The 26,245-nt window shown below is 44.6% G+C and carries 19 protein-coding genes; 12 read left to right on the forward strand and 7 right to left on the reverse strand.

Annotated features, from left to right (window positions below; translation table 11 throughout):
- The first annotated feature begins 218 nt into the window (after positions 1–218).
- A complete protein-coding gene (gene helD / locus ACTHPG_RS09380; protein ID WP_440388902.1) occupies positions 219–2,636 on the forward strand; it encodes an RNA polymerase recycling motor HelD in 2,418 nt (805 codons plus the stop codon).
- 259 nt (positions 2,637–2,895) lie between these two features.
- Positions 2,896–3,594, forward strand: a complete 699-nt coding sequence (locus ACTHPG_RS09385; protein WP_440388903.1) for an SDR family oxidoreductase — start codon at positions 2,896–2,898, stop codon at positions 3,592–3,594.
- A gap of 131 nt (positions 3,595–3,725) precedes the next feature.
- Here the strand turns inward: ACTHPG_RS09385 and ACTHPG_RS09390 are convergent, their stop codons facing one another.
- The 3 genes from ACTHPG_RS09390 to ACTHPG_RS09400 form a co-directional block, all read right to left on the reverse strand.
- Complete coding sequence (locus ACTHPG_RS09390) at positions 3,726–4,556, reverse strand: carbohydrate ABC transporter permease (protein ID WP_440388904.1); 831 nt, start codon at positions 4,554–4,556, stop codon at positions 3,726–3,728.
- A gap of 1 nt (position 4,557) precedes the next feature.
- Complete coding sequence (locus ACTHPG_RS09395) at positions 4,558–5,430, reverse strand: carbohydrate ABC transporter permease (RefSeq protein ID WP_036670879.1); 873 nt, start codon at positions 5,428–5,430, stop codon at positions 4,558–4,560.
- Positions 5,431–5,498: 68 nt separating this feature from the next.
- A complete protein-coding gene (locus ACTHPG_RS09400; RefSeq protein WP_440388905.1) occupies positions 5,499–6,812 on the reverse strand; it encodes an ABC transporter substrate-binding protein in 1,314 nt (437 codons plus the stop codon).
- A gap of 207 nt (positions 6,813–7,019) precedes the next feature.
- Here ACTHPG_RS09400 and ACTHPG_RS09405 point away from each other — a divergent pair, with 207 nt between their 5' ends.
- The 3 genes from ACTHPG_RS09405 (at position 7,020) to ACTHPG_RS09415 (ending at position 12,556) form a co-directional block, all read left to right on the forward strand.
- The gene (locus tag ACTHPG_RS09405) at positions 7,020–8,783 is read left to right on the forward strand and encodes a sensor histidine kinase (protein ID WP_440388906.1); all 1,764 of its coding nucleotides are present in this window, start codon (positions 7,020–7,022) and stop codon (positions 8,781–8,783) included.
- A gap of 17 nt (positions 8,784–8,800) precedes the next feature.
- Entirely contained in the window at positions 8,801–10,327 is a 1,527-nt protein-coding gene (locus tag ACTHPG_RS09410; RefSeq protein ID WP_440388907.1) for a response regulator transcription factor, read from the forward strand.
- A 243-nt stretch (positions 10,328–10,570) separates the two neighbouring features.
- Positions 10,571–12,556: a methyl-accepting chemotaxis protein gene (locus tag ACTHPG_RS09415; RefSeq protein ID WP_440388908.1), complete on the forward strand. Its 1,986-nt coding sequence runs from the start codon at positions 10,571–10,573 to the stop codon at positions 12,554–12,556.
- Positions 12,557–12,645: 89 nt separating this feature from the next.
- On the opposite strand, the gene ACTHPG_RS09420 is transcribed toward ACTHPG_RS09415, so the two are convergent.
- Positions 12,646–13,518 carry an AraC family transcriptional regulator gene (locus ACTHPG_RS09420; protein ID WP_440388909.1) on the reverse strand — a complete coding sequence of 291 codons (873 nt, stop codon included), beginning with the start codon at positions 13,516–13,518 and terminating at the stop codon, positions 12,646–12,648.
- Between the two features lie 244 nt (positions 13,519–13,762).
- Here ACTHPG_RS09420 and ACTHPG_RS09425 point away from each other — a divergent pair, with 244 nt between their 5' ends.
- Entirely contained in the window at positions 13,763–14,965 is a 1,203-nt protein-coding gene (locus tag ACTHPG_RS09425; RefSeq protein ID WP_440388910.1) for an MFS transporter, read from the forward strand.
- 213 nt (positions 14,966–15,178) lie between these two features.
- On the forward strand, positions 15,179–15,934 hold the full coding sequence (locus ACTHPG_RS09430) for a gamma-glutamyl-gamma-aminobutyrate hydrolase family protein (protein ID WP_440388911.1): 756 nt from the start codon (positions 15,179–15,181) through the stop codon (positions 15,932–15,934).
- A 115-nt stretch (positions 15,935–16,049) separates the two neighbouring features.
- Here the strand turns inward: ACTHPG_RS09430 and ACTHPG_RS09435 are convergent, their stop codons facing one another.
- Both ACTHPG_RS09435 and ACTHPG_RS09440 read right to left on the reverse strand, forming a co-directional pair.
- Entirely contained in the window at positions 16,050–18,377 is a 2,328-nt protein-coding gene (locus ACTHPG_RS09435) for an MMPL family transporter (RefSeq protein WP_440388912.1), read from the reverse strand.
- 19 nt (positions 18,378–18,396) lie between these two features.
- Positions 18,397–19,044 (reverse strand): TetR/AcrR family transcriptional regulator, encoded by a 648-nt coding sequence (locus ACTHPG_RS09440; RefSeq protein ID WP_440388915.1) that lies wholly within the window; start codon positions 19,042–19,044, stop codon positions 18,397–18,399.
- A gap of 240 nt (positions 19,045–19,284) precedes the next feature.
- Between ACTHPG_RS09440 and ACTHPG_RS09445 the strand changes: the two genes are divergently transcribed.
- The 4 genes from ACTHPG_RS09445 to nspC all read left to right on the forward strand — a co-directional run bounded on the left by ACTHPG_RS09445 (position 19,285) and on the right by nspC (position 24,751).
- Positions 19,285–20,178 (forward strand): TetR/AcrR family transcriptional regulator, encoded by an 894-nt coding sequence (locus ACTHPG_RS09445; protein ID WP_440388919.1) that lies wholly within the window; start codon positions 19,285–19,287, stop codon positions 20,176–20,178.
- Between the two features lie 226 nt (positions 20,179–20,404).
- A complete protein-coding gene (locus ACTHPG_RS09450; protein WP_440388920.1) occupies positions 20,405–21,664 on the forward strand; it encodes a cytochrome P450 family protein in 1,260 nt (419 codons plus the stop codon).
- 719 nt (positions 21,665–22,383) lie between these two features.
- Positions 22,384–23,622 carry a saccharopine dehydrogenase family protein gene (locus tag ACTHPG_RS09455; protein WP_017688530.1) on the forward strand — a complete coding sequence of 413 codons (1,239 nt, stop codon included), beginning with the start codon at positions 22,384–22,386 and terminating at the stop codon, positions 23,620–23,622.
- 1 nt (position 23,623) lies between these two features.
- On the forward strand, positions 23,624–24,751 hold the full coding sequence (nspC, locus tag ACTHPG_RS09460) for a carboxynorspermidine decarboxylase (RefSeq protein WP_440388922.1): 1,128 nt from the start codon (positions 23,624–23,626) through the stop codon (positions 24,749–24,751).
- A gap of 180 nt (positions 24,752–24,931) precedes the next feature.
- On the opposite strand, the gene ACTHPG_RS09465 is transcribed toward nspC, so the two are convergent.
- Positions 24,932–25,705: an SDR family NAD(P)-dependent oxidoreductase gene (locus ACTHPG_RS09465; RefSeq protein ID WP_440388923.1), complete on the reverse strand. Its 774-nt coding sequence runs from the start codon at positions 25,703–25,705 to the stop codon at positions 24,932–24,934.
- 111 nt (positions 25,706–25,816) lie between these two features.
- Between ACTHPG_RS09465 and ACTHPG_RS09470 the strand changes: the two genes are divergently transcribed.
- The gene (locus ACTHPG_RS09470; protein WP_440388924.1) at positions 25,817–26,173 is read left to right on the forward strand and encodes a MerR family transcriptional regulator; all 357 of its coding nucleotides are present in this window, start codon (positions 25,817–25,819) and stop codon (positions 26,171–26,173) included.
- Positions 26,174–26,245 lie beyond the last annotated feature (72 nt).

Below are 26,245 nucleotides of genomic sequence, written 5' to 3' on the forward strand. Positions count from 1 at the left end.
TTATGCATGATCAATTATTATTAAAATCCAACTCAGACAGTGAAAAAAAGATTGAACGTAAAAAAGAGCCATGATATAATCTATAGCGCAATTGACATTTTTGTTGGATATAAAAGATGAATCATTATTTCTCCTAATTTAATTTTACATCCGATATTCCGATTTGTCAATGCTCTTTTTTTGGTCCTAATAAATGGAAAAAGGGAGTGGACGTATTGATGGATAAAACAGTTGAATGGAAGTTGGAAGAAGAACGACTGGTGCAGGTGAGGAACAAACTTCAGGCAAGACTCGAAGAATTAGAACCAAAGGTTGCCGGACTGCATGAACAGGCTGCCGAAATTCGTAAACGTTTCTGGGAAGAAGTGACTATAAACACGAGTTCATACACGGATTTTGAAGATGCATTCTACACCATTAATCAGCAATCCAGAGTGTTGGCCGAGCGGGAGCGCGGACACAAGCTATTAACTCAGCAATGGAAAAATACAAAGAGACTGCTTCCTGCGCCGTATTTTGGGCGCTTCGACTATAAGGAAAAAGGCATGACATATACTGAACAGATCTACATCGGCGTATCTTCCTTTATGGATGAGGATGGTTTGAACTTTCTAATCTATGACTGGAGAACGCCAATTGCGAGTCTGTACTATGATCACTCTCCCGGGCCGGCAGGCTATGACACACCTTCAGGACGAATCGAGGGGAAAATGGAGCTTAAGCGTCAATTCCAGATCCAACACGGGCAGCTGCTTAGCATGTTTGATTCAACTGAAACGATTGGTGACGAGTTGTTGCAGCATGTGCTCGCCAAGGGTGCAAACTCACAGATGAAGAGCATCGTTGCAACCATCCAGAAGGAACAAAATGCCATTATTCGTGATGATCGAAGTCGGATGCTCATCGTTCAGGGGGCAGCTGGCAGTGGCAAGACGTCCGCTGCGTTGCAGCGAGTGGCTTACTTACTATACAAACATCGCCAGACCGTCAAGGCAGATCAGATTGTACTTTTCTCGCCAAATCCGATGTTTACCAGTTATACTTCCACCGTACTTCCGGAGCTTGGTGAAGAGAATATGCAGCAGACGACGTTCCAGGAATATCTCAATTATTGGCTGGATTCCTCCTTGCGACCGGAGGATGCCTTTGATCAGATTGAATATGTGCTGACAGCCCAGGAAGATCCGGGATATGAAGCTCGTCTGGAGGCGATCAAGTATAAGGCTTCCGAGACATTTCTACAAGTACTCCAGAACTACGGCACGTGGCTAGGGCGCGAGGGAATGCGGTTCAACGGGATTCAATTTCGAGACCGTGAATTCATCTCTGCCGACCGGATCAAGACCCAATTCTACAGTTTGGATCAAAATCTGACATTGTCCAACCGTATTCTTCTAGTGCAGGAATGGTTGCTGAGAGAACTCGTTACGCTGGAACGTCTGGAGCGGGAAGCAGACTGGGTTCAGGAGGAGTTGAATTATCTGGACACGGATGAGTATGTGGAAGCTTTCGGCATGCTGCACAAAGAAAAACCTGTGTTCGATGTGGCGGAAAAATATGCTGCACGAGCTAATGGTAATAACAGCGCAGAGCAAGATGAGGGTGCCTTTAACTATGCAGTGCGGGAAGAGGAACTGCTTCGTCAGAAACTGGTGAAAGACATGTTCAAACCTTTAAGAAAGAGTGTGCGAAAATTCCAGTTCGTGGATGTGAAAGGTATTTACGAACAACTTTTTGTAAATGAAGTCGCATATCGAGAACAAACGGATGGGGCAATCCCCCCGCTGCACTGGGCTGAGATTTGCAAACAGACGAAGGAAATGATTCTCCAGAACAAGCTGTTCCATGAAGATGCTACTCCTTATTTATATGTAAAAGAACTGATTGAAGGCGTCCGGACGAATACGGAGATTCGTTATGTCTTTGTGGATGAAGGCCAGGATTATTCGGCGTTTCAATACGAATATCTCAAGAAACTGTTTCCTCGTGCTCGCATGACCGTACTTGGCGATTTCGGGCAAGCGATCTTTATGCAGGCTACGGAGTTAGCAGCATCCAACTCGCCGTTGGTCCACCTTTACGGAGAAGCCGAAACCACAGTGATCCGTCTGGTACGCAGTTATCGTTCAACCAAAGAGATCGTTGAATTCACGAGACACATGTTACCAGGGGGAGAAGAGATCAGACCTTTTGAAAGGGGAGATCAGAAGCCCCTTTTAACAAGATTGAAGGACGATAAGCTGCGTGTGGCACAGATTCTGGCAGACATCGCCTTGCTCAAAGCAGAGGGGTTCGGTTCCATCGCTGTGATTACGAAGACCGCGGCTGAAAGCCGGGAAGCCCATGAATGGTTACAAAGTCAAGGAGGCGAAGGGTTACAGCTCATAACGAAGGATACGCAGATTTTTGAGAAAGGAATCATGATTATTCCTGTGTACCTCGCAAAAGGTGTCGAGTTCGATGCTGTCCTGGTCTATGATGCTTCACCGGAAACGTACAGCGAGGAATATGACCGCAAGCTTCTGTATACGGCCTGCACACGGGCCATGCATCGACTTCAGCTCTATACGACGCTTGAGTGGTCACCATTTGTGCAGGCGTTACCTGCGAATCTGTATGATACAAGATCACAGTGACTTCGGAGGGCTGATGTAGGTCATTCCGTAATCAATAAGTAATCCATTAATTGTATATGTAGAATCAAAAAAAAGATGCTCGTAGCCTGTTAACAGAGGTTGCGGGCATCTTTCTTGCAATAAAGACAAGAGTGATTGGAATTTATTCTTTACTGATCGTTCCCGATATGATAAATTGTTATTGGGAGTTACGAGAATGATCGTTCTCATAACATTCTCAAATATGAATGAATTCTCAAATGAGAGGGAGTAATGATAAATGGACATTTCCAAACAAGTTGCTATCGTAAGCGGGGCTAATCGTGGGTTGGGTAAGAAACTTGCTCTTGAGTTGCTAGCGAGGGGGGCCAAAGTATATGCTGGCGCGCGCAACCCTGAATCCATTGATCTGCCTGGGGCTATTCCACTGCAACTCGATATTACTGATCCTCAATCTGTCTTGGCTGCAGCTGAGCTAGCGAGCGATGTAACCCTTCTAGTCAATAATGCTGGTTCTGCTACGGGTGCTTCCCTTCTCACGGGTGAATTGAACGATATTCACTTGGAATTTGATACACATGTGTTCGGTACACTTTCCATGATTCGTGCGTTCGCACCGGTAATGGAGAAGAACGGAGGCGGTACGATACTGAATATTCTGTCCGCGCTATCCTGGCTCAGTTTGGGGAACTCAGGTGCATATTCTGCTGCAAAATCTGCTCAGTGGGGAATAACGAATGCACTACGTCTGGAATTAGCACCTAAAAATGTTCGCGTTGCCGGATTACACGTTGCATTCATGGATACGGATATGACAGCGGGTATTGATGCACCGAAAACAAGCCCGACGGATATTGCCAAAATTGCAATGGATTCAATCGAAGCGGATCTCTACGAGATTGTTGCCGATGATACCAGTCGAAATGTACAACAAGGTCTCGCGGGTGGCGTTGCTGCCCTTTATCCGCAATTGTTCTAATAATAGAGCAGTGTAGATGCTTGTTCTAGATATATATGCAAACAAACCCCTACCAGACAAGGTGGGGGTTAGGTCTGTCGTTGAAAATTTCTCAATGTTCTTATGCATTAACGTTCAGGAGAATATAAGGTTTAGCCTTTAACTGCACCGGCAGTTAAGCCGCTGACAATATATTTTTGCCCAAATAGATACAGGATGAATACAGGTAACGAAGTAAGCACAAGATTGGCGAAGATCAGATTCCAGTCCCGGCTGTATTTGCCATAGAAATTGTAGATCGATAGTGGCATCGTCCAAGTGGAGCTGTCTGTCAGGAAGTACACCGGAATGGTGATGTCATTCCAGACGGACATGAACACCATGATCGCTACCGTTGCGTTAACGGGCAGGATGAGCGGTGTGACGATGCGGAAGAACACGCCGAACACACTTGCTCCTTCCAGAAATGCGACTTCGTCCAGCGCTCGTGGAATGGTTTTGATGAATCCACTGTACAAGAATACACTGAAGGCCGTATTTAGCGCGGCATAGATCAGGATAACGCTTGTGATGCTGCCGTAGAATCCTAATCCCTGTACAACCCGTATGGTCGTGATAATGGACATTGGCGCAATCAGTCCCATGAAGAAATACATATAGATGGTACCGGATAATTTGGTTTCCCGACGTGCCAGAATGAATGCCGCTGCTGAAGAAGCAACGATATTAATGATGGAAGATACGCCAGTAATCAAAATGCTGTTGAAGAATGCTCGTGACAGACCGCCTTCCTCGAAGACACGAACATAGTTCGAGAACTGCCATGTTTCCGGGAAACTCAGGGAAAAGCTGAGCACTTCAGCGCTGGTTTTGAATGAACCAAAGATCAGAATGACAAGCGGCAACAGAACGATAAGAGAGGCCAGAATCAGGAACCCTTCCACGATATAGTTGCGGATGGCGAGTTTGCGTGTATAGCCCATGTTATTCCGTAACCTCCTTACGCCGCATGAAGATCAATAGCGGTATAGCGATAATGGTAACGACCACGAACAGAAGGGTGTTGACAGCCGTACCAAGTCCCCAGTTACCTTCACCGAAAGATCGAAGAATGATCGTACCGACGACCTGGGAAGCGTTACCCGGGCCACCACCGGTCATGACGTACACTTCGGAGAATACTTTCAGTCCACCAATCAAGGTCAGCATCAGGTTAATGTTAATGGCCGGCAGCAAGAGGGGCAGTGTGATTTTGAAAAAACTTCTCCATGAACTTGCCCCATCAATCTTGGCCGCTTCGTAATACTCCTGGGAAATGGACTGCAGACCAGCCAGATAAATGGCCATCTGGAACCCCGCGCTCTGCCAGATCGAGACGATGGCAATCGTCCAGATCACAATCGATGGATTGGTAAGCCAAGCTTGGCTTAACGAATGCAATCCTACCGATTCCAACAAATTGTTGATTGTACCTTCGGTACGCAACATGGGAGTGAACAGAATGCTGATCACAAGTATGCTGAGTATGGAAGGAGAGTAGAAGATCGCACGCAGCAGGTTCTTCGTTCTTAATCGCATGTTAAGTCCTACGGCGAGCAATAGGCCGATGACATTCTTGCCAACAACGGTGACAATCGCAAATATCGCCGTGTTTTTCAGCGCCAGAATCAGCGTTTTGTCAGAGAAAATTTTCTGGAAATTATCCCATCCAATGAACTTCAGCTCCAGTCGATCCAACCGCCAATCCGTGAATGAGTAATAGAAGGCGGCGAGAGCAGGCACAACGAAAAAGATGGAGTAGATTATTAGTGCGGGAAATATCATGTAATACGAGTACAGATTTTTAGTCCTTTTCATGTCTCACACTCCGTTATAGCCAGGCAGCATAACAATTGATCATGTGATGCTGCCTTATATTTCACTCTTTAGAAACCTTCTGCACCTTTATCCTGCATTAACTGACTGAACTTCTCATCCCAGGATTTCAGTACTTCTTCTGGTGATAATCCACCCGCGAATTGATCCTGCAACAATCGGTACAGTTCGCTGCGATCAACCAGCATGTATGCATCGGTTGTCAGCACCGTTTTCTTCGGCGTAATGTAATTATCTACAATATCCTGTTTGTAAGCTGGCAGTTCCGGTGTAGTAACGTCACTGAAATTGGATACGTATCCTTTGGAATCCACAATCTGTTGTGCGACATCTTTGGAAGCGATATAGTCCAGGAACTGTTTGGCTTCATCCAAATGTTTGGATTTCTTCGGAATGAACAGTTGTCCGCCAAGTGGACTTGCACCCAGACTGGCATTGTCCGACGATGGAATCGGGAATACGCCCAGTTCCATACTTGGATCTTGCTCGGCTACACCTTCAATTAACCAGTCACCCATAAACATCATGGCCACTTCCTTGTTGAGGAATTTACCTACTGCCATGTCATAACTATCGCTGAGTACATCGGTATTGGTGTACCCTTTGGTGTACACTTCATATTGTTGTTCCAGGAATGTTTTGAACTCGGGAACATCGGACCATTTTTTCTTGTTGCTGTTCAACTCATCAAAAAACGTTGGGTCATTTTTGGCTACAAAATCGGCAAAAGCTGCAGCAGGCCAGATGTTGGCAGCCCAGGCATCTTTGTAAGGCATGAATACAGGCGTAATGCCACTTGCTTTGATTTTTTCACAGATTGCCAGGAATTCTTCGTAGTTGGTTGGAATGGACAACCCGAGTTCTTCAAAGATTTGTTTGTTATAAACAACACCTTGCATCCCCGTATCTTGGCTGACATGGAAACTGTAAAGGTGACCGCTAGAAGAGAGGACGTCTTTATTCACGATTCTGCTCGCCCAAGGTTCGCTATCCAGAATCTCGAAGTTGCGTTCAAGGTTGAGGTCCGTGACTGCGCTCGCCAGATTGTACTGAATAATATCAGGTGTTTCATCTACAGCCAGTTTGGTCTGCAGTACAGTCGTCGTTTGTTCAGCTGGAATCAGTTGCAGATTGACGCGAATGTTCGTTTGTTTTTCGAATGCATCAAGAATGTCCTGCTGGATGAAAGCAGAGTCCTGTGAACTTTTGGAGATTGCCAGCTCCAGTGTGACTTTGCCACCCTTGCTGTCCCCGCCAGCAGCTGTACCGGAATCCGTACCGCCTGATCCACAAGCGGTTAACGAGATGGATAATAAGCTGGCTAGAATAATGGAAATCGCCTTTTTTCTTTTTATTGTTTTCAATGCAAATCCCCCTCTAAAACATTTGTTGAATCCGTTTACAAGTCCGATTATAGATTCTTTTCTCACCCCGGTACATGTCTGTGCTTGAACGTTGATGTGTAAAATCCTGAACTTGAAATCGCTATCATTTCATGAGAGACCGTGATACAGTAGGACATAAATCGAAGGGATCTCACATCATGTCCGAACAGGAGGGCACTTCTAAGAATGGTGAAACTTATACATAAAGCAACTCAATTCAGTTTGCAGACGAAGGTGTTTTTGACGTTTCTGGCTCTGCTTTTGTTTGTGTTGGGCTGTTTTATCGTTTATGTGAATGTGATCGTTATCCGCCCGCTCAAACTGAAAACGGAGCAGGATACGCTGGTGACCGCTACAAAGGTAAGAGAGCAAGTTGATCTCTATGTGGAGCAACAGAATCAGATGTCGCAGCGAATATTATCCAGCAAAAATATTTTTGCGGCCATGGACAAAAGCTCTTCAGCGCATAGTAATTATGAAAGGCTGAAACAGATTCGGATTATCAAAGACATCATGTTTCAGGCAATCGGACCAAGCATGAATATTAAGGACATGTCCATCTATGACAATCACGGTGTTCTCCTCACGTCATATCTGGGTTCGGGCAATCCGCCCGCAATCCTGAACACCATGATGAAGAGTAGCCAGATCGGACGAGATTGGACGGAAAGTGGTTTTGTTCTGCTGCGCCAAGTTGATACCATTTCCTTTGTTCGCACGATCAATGATCAGAATGGCAAGGTGTACGGTTATCTTAGCATTCAGATGGAACAGGCCTATATACAGAACCTTACGGAAGGTATCACAGCAGGAGAAGTCTATATTCTGAATGAACAAGGAGAGCAGATGACAGGCACGGAAGCGGGGATGACATTTGCCAATTGGACGAAGCCTGCATCAGACGAGGGTCTGGATGTGGACAAAGAGGATAATTACATTACCCATTCCACGTCACCGAGTACAGGTTGGATCACGTATATCATAACACCCAAAAAGTCTGTTCTAGGCTCGATTCATTCGGTTCAGACGATGTCCATCCTGCTGATTACAGCACTGATGCTGGTTTCGTTCGTGTATATCTTCCTGTCCACGCGTAACCTGCTGCTGCCAATCCGTAAGCTCCGCAGCCAGATCTGGCGCATGAATTACAGCAACATGAATCTGAAAGTGGATGAAACGCCGAAGAACAATGATCTTTTATTGCTGAATGAAGCCTTTCAGGATCTGATGGAGCGATTGCAACAATCCATTGACCGGGAAAAATCGGCACTGCATGAAGAAGTAAAGGCGCGTAATTCGGCATTGCAAGCCCAGATCGCACCTCATTTTATTCATAACGTTCTATATCTGATCAGTATTGCTGCCCAAGAGGGAAGAACAAAAGTCGTATCGGATATGTGCAAGCATCTCTCCGACAGTTTGCGTTATATTGTATCCTCACCATACGCGCATGTGACTTTGGCTGAGGAGCTTCAACATACGAGACATTATCTGTCTCTTGTACAACAAAAATATGAAGAGGATCTGGAATGGGACATCTGTGCTGACGAGCTGGCCAGCGAAATCCGGTTGCCGCGGTTGGTCATTCAGCCGTTTGTGGAAAATTGCATTGAACATGCCTTTGCCAACACCGCGCCGCCTTGGCGTATCCGGATTACCGTGAAGCAGTATAACGGATTATGGGCTCTGGAGATTAAAGATAACGGAGAGGGTTTTCCACCGGATAAGATCCAGAAGATATTAGCCAATATTCAGGCATCGGGTTCCGGAATGAACCAGACGGCCGCTCAAGGCACAGCCCTTGGTAACATGGGTATTATCAACAGTGTCAATCGACTCAAACTAATGTATAACAACCGGCTCTTTATTAATATATTTAACAATTATACGGAAGAGGATCGTGGAGCGACGATTCAGATCATCGGCTCACTTACGAAGGATTTTTACTAGCTTAGGAGGTACAGACGATGTATAACGTTATGATCGTTGAGGATAGCAAACCCATATTACGTAATATCAAAATGCTCTTGGAAACGCTGGGCTTTCCGATTCGTATAGCGGCTACGGCAACGAATGGAGAGGAAGCCTTGGCAGCGATAAAGCAAGAATCGATTGATCTGTTGTTGACCGATATTCGAATGCCCAAAATGGATGGTCTGTCCCTGATTGAGCAAGCCAAGCTTGCCAACCCGGATCTTAAGGTCATTCTGATTAGTGGGTACAGCGATTTTGAATACACAAGAAAAGCATTAAACCTGCAAGTGTTCGACTATTTGCTCAAACCTGTCGAGCCAGAGGCGCTTGAAGAGGTCATGGGTCGGGTCATTGACCAACTTGATGTACAGATGTCCAAGGAACTGCTGGATTTGCAGGAAATCATTCATTCCCAATATGAGACTACACCGAAACAAGGGGAGGCTTTTCCGCCCTTATTCAGCCAGATGATGATAATTATGAGCAAACAACCCTTTACCATAGGACATGAACGATGGGTGCAGGTGGAGCTTGAGGCTATCATGCAGGAATTTTTTACATCCCATGCTTGTCGTGTGTACACCAGTCAAACCCCATTTCAATTTATCGCTTTTGTTAACAAAAGCGCACTTGAGCTCTACTCTTCTGTACATGAATGTCTTGAATCGTTGCGACGGCATCTCATTGCGCATCACATCGATGCGATCATTGGAGGACAACTCCTATTCGCGGAGTCTGGTAATCTGCCTGAACTCTATCATCGCATGTCGTTCATTGTGTCTGAGCAGCAACGGTTGAAACAGGGAATAGCGGTGGATACCGGAAATCCGGTGTCGATGGCCAGATCCGAGACGTGTTGTCTGGATTCGGTGCAGGAATCTTTGTTTGTACAGATGATACAAGCCCGGCAGAAAGAACGGTTTGCTCTTAAATTGTCCGAATTGCTGAATCGATGGGCAGAGGAAAATGTACATATGACCGAGGTGGAGCGGTTTATCGGATTGGTCGTAGACACCTTCGCACATCTGTACGAGGAGCAGGGGTCGGGCATGAGATTGGGGCTGGAGCTTCGGTCAAGACAATTCGTTCAGGCACAGTCCTATGGCGATTTTTGCCGGGAACTGACGGAATGGACGGGACAATGCTTCGACATGCTGCAATCCCATGTTCGTAAAAGCAAGGCGATCCTGTTTGAACAGATTGACGATCATGTAAAACTAAATAAATACTCTCAATTGTCCATCAACGACATTGCCATGAAGTTTCATGTCAGTCCGTCATACGTCAGCAGAGTGATCAAGGATGCCACGCAAATAACGTTTGTTCAGTATTACACACGGCTTCGCATTCAGGAAGCATGCAGACTGATGGAGAGTCAACCAGACATGAAGTTTAAGGAAGTATCCGACCTGCTGTCATTTAGCGATCAGCACTATTTCTCGAAGGTGTTCAAAGAGTATACGGGGCTAAGTCCTACCGAATATAAACAACAGCTGTCTGGTATAAAGACCCAATCATAGTTAACAAACCCTTTTTAATTATGTTATAATACGAAACAAATACGGCTTGTTACTGAATTCATTCAGGCAATACCTATGTATATACACGCTCAACGTTTCTTTGGGTGTGCATATATATGGGTTTTTTTGCGTTTGCTTGCCGATTGATTCTACCGAAAATGAATAAAGAGAGGAAGATTCACTTTGGAAAAGAAAAAGAAAAAAAGGTCAATTTATAAGAAAGGAGGAGCCAGTTTACGATTAATGAGTACTAGACTCATTGCAGCTTTCCTTGCAGTGCTTATTATCCCAACTGCACTTATCGGTTATTTCTCGTATCATAGTGCCAAAGATCAGGTACAACAGAAAATGACTGAGCCCATCCATACAATATTGACAATGACAGGACAGCATATTAACAATCTGATCGGGGAAAAAGCAGAATTTTTGAGTTATATAGACAGTATCTATGGCTCCGCTCCCAGTCAGTCGAACAACGAAGCAGTACAAGTAGGAATCGAGCAATTAGCTGATACATATCCTGATATTCTTGCCATAACTGTGGGCAGCGACCAAGGTAGTGTGATATCATCTCCAGCAATAGATGAAGTGACATATGATCCACGCAGCACGGAATGGTACACCAATGGTATGAGTAACAATGGATCACTCTATTTTTCAAGCATTATGACAGAACCGGTATCCGGGAAGATTTATGTAGAAATTTCAAAGGCTCTTTCAAATCAACAAGGTGTAGCAAGTATTAAACTTGATCTGGGGCAATTAGCCAAAGAAATATCTGATGTGGATGTAGGAGGCAATGGGAGCCTGATTGTAGTTGACTCCAATCGAACAATCGCAGCTTGGTCCGGTGCCATTGTAAAAGGCGGGGGAGGAGAGCTCGGCGGAGCGCTTATCGAGGGGATTCCAGTTCATCCAAATACGGCTTCAAGTTCCGATGACCCGATGGCATTTTCCCAATTTGTTAGAACAGATCTGGCGTATGATTTGGAGGTGTATAATGGTGTTAATGCCTTGACGGGGTGGAATGTCATTGCTTTGATGGGCCATGAAGACTTCATCGCCGCAGCGAAACCCATCATGGTATCGAGTCTAATCGTCATTGCTGTATCCGTACTCATTGCTGTAGTTATTATTTTCTTCATTCTGAGATCTTTTATTGTACCTATGCAAAAACTGCGTAAGGCCACTCGCAGCGTAAGCGAAGGGAATCTGTCCGAACGAGTTAATCTTAAAACCGAAAACGAATTTGGCATATTGGCAAGTGATTTTGACCAAATGACCATCTCTCTTCAATCGGTGGTTGCTGAACTGCATCAGACTTCATCATTGTTAAGCCACTCTTCCCAAATGATTCAGGAAAGTACGGAACAAACCACCCGATCGGTTCAACATGTAGCGGAAACCATGCACGAGAGTGCAGAATCAGCTAACGTTGGGGCGGAAAGTTCGGAACAAACCGCGAATGCCGTAGAAGAGATGGCGAGAGGTATCAGTACCATTGCAGAATCTGCGAGTGCGATCGTTGATTCGGCTGAAGAGACGGAGCGTGCTGTTGCTAATGGTGGGAAAACCATCAACCAGGTCGGAGAACAAATGGAACATATTCTCGGAGCTGTTGAGGAGACCTCGGCATTGATTAATGAGCTGTCCAGTCTATCCGCCGAAGCCAATCGAATGAATGAAGCTATTGCGGATATCTCACGGCAAACCAACCTTCTATCACTGAATGCCTCAATTGAAGCATCAAGAGCAGGAGAACACGGTAAAGGTTTTGCTGTTGTTGCTGGTGAGGTGCGCACGTTATCCATGCAATCCAAACAGAGTGCGGACGACATTGGCGCTACCATTGGCAAAATGCTCGATCTGATTGCCAAATCCACGTCTCTTATGAATGATAAGGTTCGAAATCAAGTCGGAGAGGGAATGCGGATCAGCCAAGAAGCTTCTGCGACCATATCTAATATTGAACAATATACAACTCATATCGTGGATCAAATTCAGGATATCTCCGTTGTCTCCGAACAGTTGTCAGCCAGTACGGAAGAAGTCTCGGCTACCGTTGCCGCGATGAGTCATATCTCTAAAGTGTCGGCTGAGAGCGCTCAGACAACTTCAGCAGCAGCCCAAGAGCAAATGGCGGCGATGCAGGAGATATCCGCATCATCTGCACAGCTATCCAAAACAGCTGAGAATATGCAAGAATTGGTTCGTCGATTCAAGCTTTAGAGAAGTGTGTATGTGGGCAAGGAACCGTGTAAAGCAAAAGGCGCTCCTCAAAATGGAGCGCCTTTCTGCGTTTAAAGAGATTGGTAAGGTTAGTAAGAAGGTGATACCTCATCACCGAACATATCCTTTTGATTCTTTTTTCGGAAACTTCGCGGTGATTCACCGACTGTTTTGGTAAATAGAATCGTAAAGTAGTTGGGGTTATCGTAACCGACCAGTTTGGCAATTTCCCATATTTTTTTGTTGGTTGAAACCAATAATCGGGTGGCTTCACCCATTCTTCGTTGAATCAGGTAATGATAAGGTGAGGTGCCATAGTGATTTTTATACATATGAATTAAATAATAAAAATCAATATGAAATTGATCTGCCAATTCCTTGAGTTTAATGTTTTGGCGATAGTTGGTATCCAAATAGTCCTTAATGCTCTCGGCAAGAGAGTTGCTCTGTACACGATCTCCATCAGGAAGCTGCTGACTGGACTGCCGATCGATGATCATAAGTATAGCTTTCAACACATGCCCAGAGATCGACTCGTATCCACGTTCACGGATTGAAAATTCATTGAAGAGAGTCTGCATTAACGAATGGAGCTCATCGGAATATCGGTTGGCTCGAATGATCGGCTTATTAGAGGGAGGGATGACCCAATCCTCAAGAGTCGGGGTGCCTTCTGTAAAACGAAAGCCGCAATAAAAGGTGGATAACGGGAATTCTGGATTGGATTTCTCCTCGTGAAGAGTCCCTCTATTATAAATGAGCATGTCGCCTTTTTGAGCCCAGTGTTTGGTACCGTCAATGGTAAACAATCCTTTGCCTTCCGTGACGTAGATAATCTCATGCAGATCATCATGCTTATGATTTGGAAAGCTCCAATGGGGATTGTCAGCCAGCTTTCCTACATAAATAATGGTGCAATCTCGGTTTGGATGCATTTGGCCGGATTCGTGGTGTGTACTCATCTATGTCTTCCCTTCAGAATCTGTAATGAAAGTCTGTGTTGAAATGACAACATACATAATGTTTTGAAATAATACCACAACAACCTTGATTGTCTTCATGGCATATCTGCCAGTACAATTTCACTATTAAAATGTACTATATATCGAAAGTGAAGGGACGGGAAAGCAGAAAATACATGAATTCATGATTGCAGACAGAATTGAAGCGCTTGCAACAATAGAAAGGATTAGTGAGTATTGATTTATGACTAGAAATAGAGAGAACCTACTTATTTTAACGCTTACGCTGGTCAGCTTTGTACTGGGGACAACCGAGTATGTCATCGTGGGTGTGTTGAAGGAAATTGAAAGTTACATGAAAGTATCCCTCGCTGCTGCGGGCATGCTTGTGTCCGGTTTTGCGATTGCATACGCAGTCGGTACCCCATTTGCCGTAGCCTTCTTGGCGAAAATATCCAGAAGAAGTTCCATATTAATTGGATTCGGAATCGTATTAGCATTAAATCTGTTGACGGTGTTCTCGACAACGTTCTATTCTCTGATGGCGATTCGCATCGTTTCGGCCGTTGCTTGCGGACTTACGATATCGCTCTCGATATCGATCGTAAGTGACGCAGTGAACCGGGAGCGAAGAGGGGAAGCCATCGCCTGGATTTTGGGCGGATTTTCAATCGCGAATGTCCTGGGTGTGCCGCTCGGTACATTTATCGGACAACATCTCAGTTGGTCCATGACATTCGTCGTTACCGCATGCATTGGCATTGTGCCATTGATGTTCATGTTCCGTATTCTGCCACGTCAAACTACAACGATTGCTGGTTCATTCAGCGATCAGATGTCTCTCTTTATAAAGCCCCGGATATGGCTGGCCTGTCTGATTCCGGTACTGGGAAACAGCTGTATTTTCGTAGTTTTTACATACATTACGCCACTGCTAAGTGAGACAATGGGTGTGCCAGTACGCTGGATTAGTGCCATACTCCTGATCTATGGTGCCTGTAGCATCCTGAGTAACTGGATTGGTGCCAAAATAGCCAAGGGTGAATTCCTGCCCAAGCTCAAGCGGCTTTTCGTAATCCAGGCTATCCTCTTCCTGGGCATGAGTTTTGCCGTTTCCAACCTGTGGATCGGCTTGGCATTCCTGTTCCTGATTGGATGTCTGTCATCCTCCATGAGCGCGGCATCCCAGTTGTATTTGTTTGATGTGTCTGGAGCGATCGCACCGGGATCCAAGGCATTCGCATCTACACTCCTGCCTGTGGCAGCCAACGTGGGTATAGCGCTAGGCTCCGGTGTCGGCGGAATTGCCGTCAATATGGGTGGTGTACAGTGGGTGCCTCCAGTGGCTGTAATACTTGCTTTTCTTGCTTTTGTCATTACACAAATATGCCAGCGTTCCATCCAATTGAATTCAGACGAAGCAACCACCACTGTAGAGGCTGCCTAGATGGTGATTTTAGACGAATCAGTGAATGCATATATATATGGTAGTTGACCAACAAACAAAGTCGCTGTTCTAGTGGCTTTGTTTGTTTTTACGTTTCCCAGCATTTCGGATGGAACGAGCTCGCAGGTCACAGAGGTAGGATAATGCAATAATTCAGTGAATTTGTATAGGAAGAGATCTGATAAAATGAATGAAAAGATAGGAGGGGGACCTATGAAAAAGCCGATGATCGGTGTTCTGCCACTGTACGATACCGACAGAAAAAGTTACTGGATGCTCCCGAATTACATGAACGCCATAGAGGAAGCCGGCGGGATTCCAATTATGCTTCCTTTGACAACGGATATCGAGATCCTAGCAACGTTGGCTCATGATTTCGACGGGTTCCTGTTCACTGGAGGACATGACCTCAATCCTGAGCTATATGATGAGTATATAGAGGTTACCTGTGGAGAGTTATGTATTGAACGCGATATCATGGAGTCCATATTATTACAGAAAGTAATCGAGCTTGATAAGCCTGCCTTTGGCATATGCCGGGGACTACAATTATTTAACGTTGTTTTGGGTGGAACATTGTATCAAGACATTCCGACCAGCCTTCAACTTCATGGGAACAAGATCATTAACCATAAGCAAACTCCGCCGTATACGAATCTTGTACATGATGTACATATTGAAAAAAATAATATCCTGTACGATATTTTGCAAACCGATACGATAAAAGTGAACAGTTATCACCATCAAGGGATCAAGAAGTTGTCGGAAAAATTAACTGCCGTTGCAATTGCAGAAGATGAACTTGTCGAGTCGGTTGTTATGCCGAGTCAGACATTTGTTTTGGCGGTACAATGGCATCCGGAGTACAGCTACAAAGCAGATGCTTATAGTCAAAAGTTATTTGCGGCGTTTGTTAATGCTTCTAAATCCGCAAGTCATAATAGCCATATTGAAGACATTACTGCATAAAAATACGGGGAACAAAAAAAGACCTCCTGTTAATAAAACAGAGGAGGTCTTTGTATTGGTGAATGTAGTCGTGATGAGTAGCCGTGGTATGACTATCACCATTGTTGTCGACTGTTTATTTTACTCCAGACTTGGTGTTGGCTTGTTCTTCAGCATGAAGGGAAGCGATTAGCTTCTCACCCTCAACATCCAGGTTCGGCAGGATACGATCCAGCCATTTCGGAAGTGCCCAAGCTTTGTCTCCGAAGATAGCCATGATGGCAGGGACCAAGCCCATACGGATGATGAAAGCATCGATCAGAATGCCTACCGCCAAGGTGAAACCAATCTGCTTGATCATGACATCATCGGTGAAGATAAATCCCGCAAATACAGAAACCATGATCACTGCTGCGGCAACGACCACGCGGCTGACCTGGTTGTACCCATGAACGACGGATTCGGTCCCGCGATGACCGTGAACATAAGATTCCCGCATGGAGCTAACCAGGAAGACCTGATAGTCCATCGCGAGACCGTAAAGGATACCTGTCACGATGATCGGCATAAAGCTCAGCAACGGGCCGCCGGTATCAAAACCAAAGAGCGAATGCAGCCAGCCCCATTGGAATACAGCAGTTGTAATCCCGAATGTAGCCAGGATACTAAGCAGGAAGCCGATCGTTGCTTTAATGGGAACGATGATTGAACGGAATACAAGTAATAGAATGATCAGTGACAACAGGATGATGATGCCTACGTAAATAGGGAACACCTGCGCCAGTTTGGCTGACATATCAATGTTAACAGCTGTAAGTCCAGTAACCCCAAGTTTCACATCATAGGTCTGTGCGATATTTGAATCAGCCGAGCGCAGATCACTGACCAGTGTTTTAGTGAGCGTGTCGTTAGGACCCGTTTTTGGAATGAGACTAAAGATAGCCAAATCTTCTGTCATACCAAGGGGTGTAACCTGTGCAACGTTGTTTTGACCTTGCAGTTCCATCATCAGGCCACCCAAGAGTTCCGGCGTGACTTTGGCAGAAGTTTGATTAGGCTCTGCGACCAGAATAAGTGGTCCGTTGAATCCTTCTCCGAAACCTTCCGAGATGGCATCATAGCTCTGTCTTGCGTCTGTATCGAGATTGGCTGAGGAAGCGCCAGGAATACCCATTTCCATTTTCGCGATCGGTGTCGCCGCAAAACCAAGAATGACGATGATGGCGATAATGGTAGCCCAACGATTCTTAATTACGAATTTCACCCATCTATCCGCCACTCCGTGACTGGAGGCTTTAGGATGTTTCGAGCTTTTCTCACGAGCTTTGGCGGAGCAGATGCGTTCGCCTACCAATCCCAGTAAAGCTGGCAACAGGGTTAAAGCAACGAATACGTTGATGAGCACGGTGGCAGCTGCTACCAAAGCCATCGTAGACAAGAATGTGAGACCGATGACAAGCATACCGCACAGTGCAATAATGACCGTTAAGCCGGCAAAAAATACTGCGCTGCCTGATGTACCAATGGCTCTTGCCGTTGCTTCTTTTGCGCTCAAGCCTTGATCAATAATCATGCGACGCTGGCGATTGACAATGAAGAGTGCATAGTCGATTCCGACAGCCAATCCAACCATAAGAGCCAGAACGGAAGTGACACTCGGCATTTCAATGAATTTGGAGATTGAGAACGCACCACCAACTCCAATGGCAACACCGAGGAGTGCGGTGATCAGAGGCAGACCTGCTGCAACAACAGAGCCAAGAGTGATCAACAGTACAATGACAGCAATAACCAGTCCGACAATCTCTGCCGAGCCGACCCCAATCGATACCGTTTTGAGCGTTTCGCCCGGCAATACCGTAATATGGGTTCCTTGCTCAACCGTCATAACAGACTGAATAACGGAATCAAATACATCTTGTGTTATGGCAGATTGTTCGATGGTAAATTGGAACTGGAACAGTGCAATACTGCCGTCGGAAGAGATCAGCATACCAGGTACAGGAACACCATCCACCATCAAAGGTCCATAGGGAGGAGGAGTGGTTGTTGTGGATTGCGCCGCCATATCAGCAGCCTGAGCATTCTGAGCCATTTCAGCCGTAGCGCCTGAATTACCTGCTTCAGCCGCGTAGTCCGCAGGGTTAATGACTTTGTCTAATCCGTAAACTTCATTAACACCTTTCATCATTGCCGCTAGACGTTCAGGCGTATCCAAACGCTCGTTGTCTGGTGCCTTAAAAACAACACTTCCTTGACCGCCGGAGGCGGCTGGCAGTTCTTTTGCCAATTGATCCAGAACCTTCTGTGACTCTGTGCCTTCGATCTTCATTTCAGAACTAATGTGGATACCATTGATACTGATCATGGAGATGACAATTCCCAGAATTAAAACCCAGCCAATGATGAAGTAGGCAGGTTTGCTAAAAGCGGTTTTCCCCACTCTGTATAATAATGTAGACATTTCTCTATTTTACACTCCTCTATGATGAATGTGGATGGTTGGCATGTTCGAATCCTGCCCGCAAATGACTAAACATGGTTTCTAAAAATTGATCGAACGTTACAGCACCGGGCTTGGTATCTTCAGTAATAACTTGTCCGGGCAGCAACACATTGAGTCTTCCATCAATTAATGGCAGTATGGTGCCGTACATTGCATTAATTAGAAGATAAGTATAGATCTCGTCATGCTTTCCGTTAGATAAGTCTAATAAAGTCTCTTGTGCTTGCGTCTGCATTCGATGCATGGCCCCAAGGTAATGCGGTTCAAGCACGGGATAAGTATGAGATAGCGAGAGTAGCTGATGAAGCCTTCCAATTAGTTCTGTTGTAAGTTGCATCTGGATCAGGTTATACAGGACATCAAGCAAGGAGGCATTTTCAGGCATTTCGGTAAGTAACTCTTCGAGTTCTGTTGTATTCTGGACGGATATTGCTCCTCTTGCTACGGCTTCTTCTTTGCATGTGAAGTAGTTTGCAAATGTTCTACGTGAACATCCCACCTGATGCACGATATCTTCGACCGTAAAGCCATCAAGCCCATGTTCGAGAGTCAGTTCAAATGCAGTACCGGCAAGGGCTTTTTCAGTGGCTTCTTTCTTCAAGTGTCGCAAGTTTCGTTTGATCATGATTTTCCGCTTAAGCGTTCACCTCCAACACCATTGACAATGGTTCAAGTCGTTTAATGAAGAACATACTCGTAAGCATAAGTATGAACTCAGTGGATTTATCATAACAATAAGTTGCCCATTGTGCAAATTTACTCATTGTGCAATTATTTTGTGTGACGGCTATACTGCGAATCCATGCTTCAACTCCTAAGGAATGAATGTTAAAATCAATAGAAAAACTTGGAGCGATAACGAGACATGAGTAGTCGTAAACAAAGTTTATTGGATACAGCACTTGCACTATTTTTAGAACATAGCTATGCAAATACAACAATCCAGATGATCCTGGATCAATCGGGTGTGTCCAAAGGCACATTCTACAAATTCTTCAGTTCGAAAGAAGATTGTTTATATTCGATTATGGATCAGCGCATGCAAGAGGATGTTTTCATTCGTAAACAACTTGAACAGAATTACTATGCATCGGATTATGAATTGCTCGTAGACCAGATCGCGATTCCCATGTCTGTACCTAATAAAGAGCGAGTATGGGAATTATATTGGACGGGATTTTATTCAGGGGAGATTAACTCTGCCAAACTGGCTACAGTACATCTGAAATGGCTGTCTACACGCTTGATTCAGGTGTACGGGAATGACATTAGCTCATATGCCAACGAAGGGGCAATATTATGCTACGGCATATTACATCAGATTGCCAACACTTCGAGAAGTCTAAATACGCAAAAACCAGTCTGGAGCGAAGTTGTTCCAAAAGTGTTAACGTACATTGAAGTGATCCTAAGAACCATGCACCAGAGAAATGAACATATTTTCGACTTTCAGTCGCTGTATTTCCTGAATGCGGATGAACGTAACCATGATATGGGTCTGGGCATCGATAATCTATTGAAAGAGTTAGATGAGTTTAACAAACGTGTTCAGAACTCCAAGGAATCTGCTTCATTGAAGCAACTTTCGAAGGGGCTTTTAACCCTATTACAAGATAGGGAGGATATCAATATTGCTGTAATCGAAGCGGTACTTCAGGCGTTTCACAAAGAGGGCAAGTCCAGTACATTACATACCGAAGCCAATAGAGTAACCGAAGTCTGTTGGTGGTATTTAGAACTGGTGAAGCAACGTAATTAATATGGGGGTTGGCTGAAAGCCGACCTCTTTTTTATGCTTTCTCGTAATTGAAGGTATTTTAATATGCTAACAATATACGTATAGTATATTTATGAATTGTTGTTATGACAGTTGTTTTGTGATGTGAAACTATGAAATTTGAAATGAAATATACGAGTAGTATATAATCGGAATGAACATATATTTCCAAAGATTTGAATAACTTCACTTCGAAAGGAAGATTTATATGAATCATTCGGAAAACCAGACATCAGAAAAAGCGCAATTTAATTTGTTTAGCGAAGAAAATAGTAAAGATCCATTTGCCATGTTTGCACAGATGCGTGCCAAAGGCTCCGTGGTCCCAGTTCCTAATCCGATGGGCGGAGCAGGGCAGACCTGGATTGTAACTCGAATGGATGTTGCCATGGAAGTGTTGAAAGATCACTCTCGATTTACGGTAGATATGAACGCTATTGATCATGGCAATGATATTCGTAAGAATCTCTCAGGCGAGCTTGGTTCATCGGAACCCCAGACCTTTTTTACCGGAAAGTCGATGCTCTTTGTTGATGAACCGGATCACCGAAGATTACGTAACCTGGTGTCCAAAGCATTCACTCCAAGATATATGGAAAGCCTGCGTCCACGTGTTCAGGAAATTGCCGATGAGTTGATTGACCAATTCGAAGGAAAAGGGGAGATGGATCTTGTAAAAGACTATGCCTATCCTTTCCCAATTAACGTTATATCCGAGATGTTGGGTATACCTCAGGAAGACCGACCTCAGATTCATGTATGGTCTGAAGCGATTGCGAAAGGTCTTGGTTTCGGTAAACAGGACCCGGCAGTAACACAGCACCTGCGATCATTCGCAGAGTACACCGCACAACTTGTGGCGAAAAAACGGGTAGAACCTTCAGATGACCTCATCAGTCAATTAATTGCGATTGAGGAGGAGGGTGATCGACTGAATGAGGATGAATTAATATCCATGATCACTTTATTAATATTTGCTGGACATGAGACAACATCCAATCTGATTGCAACCGGCTCATATCTTCTTCTGACACACCCCAAACAACTGGAACTCCTTAAACAAGATTCGAATCTGGTTCCTGCAGCGGTAGAGGAGTTGTTACGATATAATGGCCCCGCTACTTCTTCAGGTCCTCGTTATGCAACGCAGGACACGGAACTGGATGGACAATTGATCCAAAAGGGAGATGTTGTGATACCCCTGTTGAAATCGGCGAATCGAGACGAGCAGCAGTTCACTGACCCCGAAGAATTGGATATTGAACGCAAAATAAAACGGCATTTAGCCTTTGGACACGGCATCCATATGTGTCTTGGCGCTCCACTTGCTCGTGTGGAGGGAGACGTGGCGTTTACTACGCTTATAAATCGGCTGCCGGATCTTCAGCTCCGTATTCCCCAGGAAGAAATTCAATGGCATACTGCTCTGTCATCGCACGGATTGGCATCACTGCCTGTAAAGTTTTAACAGAGGTAAACCTTATGAATAAAGATGAATTTTTTATGCATAAAGTCATCGGGACTACAATGCAATCTCGAAAAGAAGGAAGCGACCATTCGGAGCCAATTTGGTGAACGATGTGGAAGTGGTCAAAGCCTTAAAACTCTTCGAAGGATACCGATTTCATTATCAGTCTGAATCAGGTCAAAAAATAAATTTTTGATAATTGCTTGATTTTTTTTTCAACGTCTGATAGTGTAAGACCTGTGATTTTGGGAAGTTGATTTATCAATATGAATTAGAGCTTTCCAGCAGATAATTTTTGACCACTTCACCAGGAAGTTAAGGCCATACGGACAGCCGGGTCAAACGCCGATTGGCAACTTACGTTGCTTTATTGATTGAGTTCAAAGCTCAAATTTTATAAGTTGGTTACTTTACAACCAGTGCAATTGCACATCAACTTGTGAAACGGTCAATAAGAGTGGTAAAGGCGAATTATTTGCTATATAGACTCTGATCCAATATTGATATACATGAAGGAGCTTTCCGCCAAGGAGTTCTTGTGAACTTTTTTGGTCATGGAGACTTCACGTCTTTTTTATGATGTATATCGATAAGCAAGTGTGATGATGCGCGATTGCGGGCATTTTTCACCTTGCTTTTTTTGTTGTCTTGTTGTTGTCATCGTATCAAACCAAATTAAACCAATTAAAAAAATACATATTGGGATAGGAGAATGTAAAATGGGAAAAGCACTAATCATCGGCGCAGGCGGCGTTGCTTCCGTGGCAGTACACAAATGCGTTCAAAACAGCGAAGTTTTTGAGGAAATCTGCATCGCGAGTCGTACAAAATCCAAATGTGATGAGCTCAAAGCCAAGCTGGACGGCGGAAAAACGAAAATTACGACAGCACAAGTAGATGCTGATAATGTTGACGAACTGATCGCTCTGATCAATGAAGTTAAACCGGATATCGTTATGAACCTGGCTTTGCCGTATCAAGATCTGACAATCATGGATGCTTGCCTTGCAACTAAAACAAATTACATGGACACAGCAAATTATGAGCCACATGATACAGCGAAGTTCGAATACAGCTGGCAATGGGATTACAAAGAGCGTTTTGAACAAGCAGGAATCACTGCTTTGCTCGGTAGTGGATTTGACCCAGGCGTGACAGGCGTATTCTCCGCTTATGCCCTGAAGCACTACTTTGACGAGATTGAGTACATCGACATCTTGGACTGCAATGGTGGGGATCACGGTTATCCGTTCGCAACCAACTTCAACCCTGAGATTAACATTCGCGAAGTTTCTGCGAACGGAAGATACTGGGAGAATGGTGAATGGATCGAAACAAAACCGATGGAAATCAAACGTGTCTACGACTTCAAAGAAGTTGGCGAGAAAGACATGTACCTGTTGTACCATGAGGAACTGGAATCTTTGGCGAAAAACATGCCAGGTCTGAAACGCATTCGTTTCTTCATGACATTTGGTCAAAGTTACCTGACTCACTTGAAAGCACTTGAAAATGTGGGCATGACTTCAATCGAGCCTATTGAATATGAAGGCAAACAAATTATTCCACTGCAATTCCTGAAAGCAGTACTGCCTGATCCAGCATCCCTTGGACCACGCACTGTAGGTAAAACAAACATCGGTTGTATTTTCAAAGGTAAAAAAGATGGTCAAGACAAAACATATTATGTGTACAATATCTGTGATCACCAAGAGTGTTACAAAGAAGTGGGTTCCCAAGCGATCTCTTACACAACAGGCGTTCCGGCTATGATCGGTGCGGCAATGGTCATGACAGGCAAATGGAACAAACCAGGTGTATACAATGTAGAAGAGTTCAACCCAGATCCATTCATGGAAGAGTTGAACAAATGGGGTCTCCCATGGGTAGAAGACTTCAACCCGGTACTCGTTGATGAGCTGCCAGAAGAAGTTAAAGAATCGGAGCTTGTTCGTTAAAATGCGGTTCGAGCAATTACCGACGCCATGTTATGTTGTTGACGAGGAGCTTATCGAGAGAAACCTGAAAATCCTGAACGGTGTTATGCAGCGTACAGGTGCCAAAATTGTTCTCGCTCAAAAAGCATTCTCCATGACTGCGATGTATCCGCTGATTGGAGAATACCTGAGCGGCGCTACGGCGAGCGGTTTGTATGAAGCACGCCTGGGCCACGAGGAAATGGGCAAAGAGAACCATGTCTTTGCTCCGGCTTACCGAGCAGAAGAGATCGATGAGATTCTTTCCATCTGCGATCACATTATTTTCAATTCTTTTTCACAGCTTGCCAAGTTCAAGGATAAGGCGCTTCAAGCTGGCCGTAAGGTCGGCTTGCGCGTCAATCCTGAATGCTCTACCCAAGAAGGGCACGAGATCTACGATCCGTGTTCTCCGGGTTCGCGTTTTGGCGCGAAACAAGAGGATTTCGATGCAGAATTGTTGGAAGGTGTCTCCGGACTGCACTTCCACACACTGTGTCAGCAAAATTCCGACGATCTGGAGACTACGTTGAACGCAGTTGTTGAGAAGTTTGGACAGTGGTTACCGCAAATGGAATGGATCAACTTCGGTGGTGGACACCATATCACACGTGAAGATTATGATATTCCAAGGTTGGAAGCCTGCATCAAGCGTATGCAGAATGATTATGGCCTTGAGGTATATCTGGAGCCGGGAGAAGCTGTTGCGCTGAACGCGGGTTATCTGGTGACTTCTGTGCTGGACTTCCATAAAAACGGTATGGACATCGCCATTCTGGATACTTCGGCTACCTGTCATATGCCAGATGTGCTGGAAATGCCATATCGCCCGCCGCTGATCGGTTCGGGAGAAGTGGGTGAGAAGGCTCATCTGTATCGTCTAGGTGGACAAACCTGTCTGTCTGGTGACGTGATTGGGGATTATACATTCGATCAGCCTTTGCAAGAAGGCGACCGTCTGGTATTCGAAGACATGGCGATTTATTCCATGGTGAAAACGAACACGTTTAACGGCATGCCGCTTCCAGCGATTGCTGTTAAGAGAAAAGACGGCGATTGCGAAGTTGTCCGCGAATTCGGATATCAGGATTTCAAAATGAGGCTGGCATAATACTTCATTATATAGAAGATATTAATATAGAATTGACTATATATAAAAAAAGGGAGCCTGGAGACAGGTTCCCTTTTTAACGTTCAGTGATTTTAATGATTAGATTCTTAGATATCTATCTATGAGGTTAGATCATGTTTCAAAGTATTTGGGAGATCTGGCTTCAACTTCAGCTTAGGATTAATTTTGTGGTTTCGAGGCTGCTCTCGCAGCGTATGGAAAGATCGGTTCTCTGAGTTCAAAGTCATACGTCAACCCATCCACAATGCCAACTACGCTTTCGCTGTCATACAACTCCAGTAAAAACTCAGCCATTTGTTCTGCCGTATGGAACTTGGGAACTCTGCCCTCGTATTCAAACTCGTCTACATTAAAGGAATGTTTCGCAAACTCCGTCTCGGTTGCGGCTGGAGCGAGCACTTTGGCTTGCATTGCAGCGTTCTTGCCTTTTAATTCTTGCGCAAGTCCTTCAGTAAAGGCACTGACATAGAACTTGGTTGCGCAGTAAGTTACTGCATCTGCTACAATCGTATATCCCCCACCAGAGGAAATATTAATGATCTGTGTACCATCGACATCTGCATAATCACGTACATACAGGGAAGAAAGAATCGTAAGAGCTTCTATATTCAGATGAAGCATCTGCTCAATCTTGGGCAAATGTTGTTCACCCACGGAAGCAAAATTTCCGAATCCGGCGTTGTTAATCCATGTCTCAATGGAATAAGCCTGGAGACTTTCATAAAATTTATGCACATTAGCGGCAATGGACAGATCAACTGTACGAATGACAACATCCAGATCAGGATTGATTTCAGCTATTTTTACTTTTAACTTGTCCAACTCATCGGTTCTGCGTGCTGCCAGAATCATATTTTTGCCACGAGTTGCAAAAGCTAAAGCCGCTTCATATCCAATGCCTGAGCTGGCACCGGTAATCACTGTGTATTTCATGGGAATTCCTCCTGGATCTGATTTCATTATTTATTGTGATGTGACCACGAGTTGATTATACTGATTAGAGCTTACTCTAAGTCAAGCGGGAAAATGGAGAGGAGGTTGACCATGCATACCATTGGTGAAGTAGCAGAGTTGCTCCATATCAGTGCACATACGTTACGTTATTATGAGAAGGAACAGATCATAACTCCTCTTCGAGATGCGAGTGGAGACAGGCGTTATAACGATTCTCACCTGAAATGGCTGCAATTTGTAATCAAATTAAAAGAGACTCAAATGCCCATTGCTACCATTAAGAAGTATGCATTCTTATTTCAGGAAGGGGAGCATACGGCAGCAGATCGGTTAAAGTTGCTTGAGGATCATAAAGAGTCGATTCAAAAACAGATGCACATTTTTCACACAGCCGATGAGATGCTCCAGCATAAAATCTCGTCGTATCGGGCGTTCATCGGGCAATGATATAACACACACACCAATGCCGATCTATTGCCAAAACAGTGATTTTTATTATAGACTGTTTTTTATCGGTTG

Source organism: Paenibacillus sp. SAF-068, from assembly GCF_051967555.1.
Taxonomy (GTDB): Bacteria; Bacillota; Bacilli; order Paenibacillales; family Paenibacillaceae; genus Paenibacillus.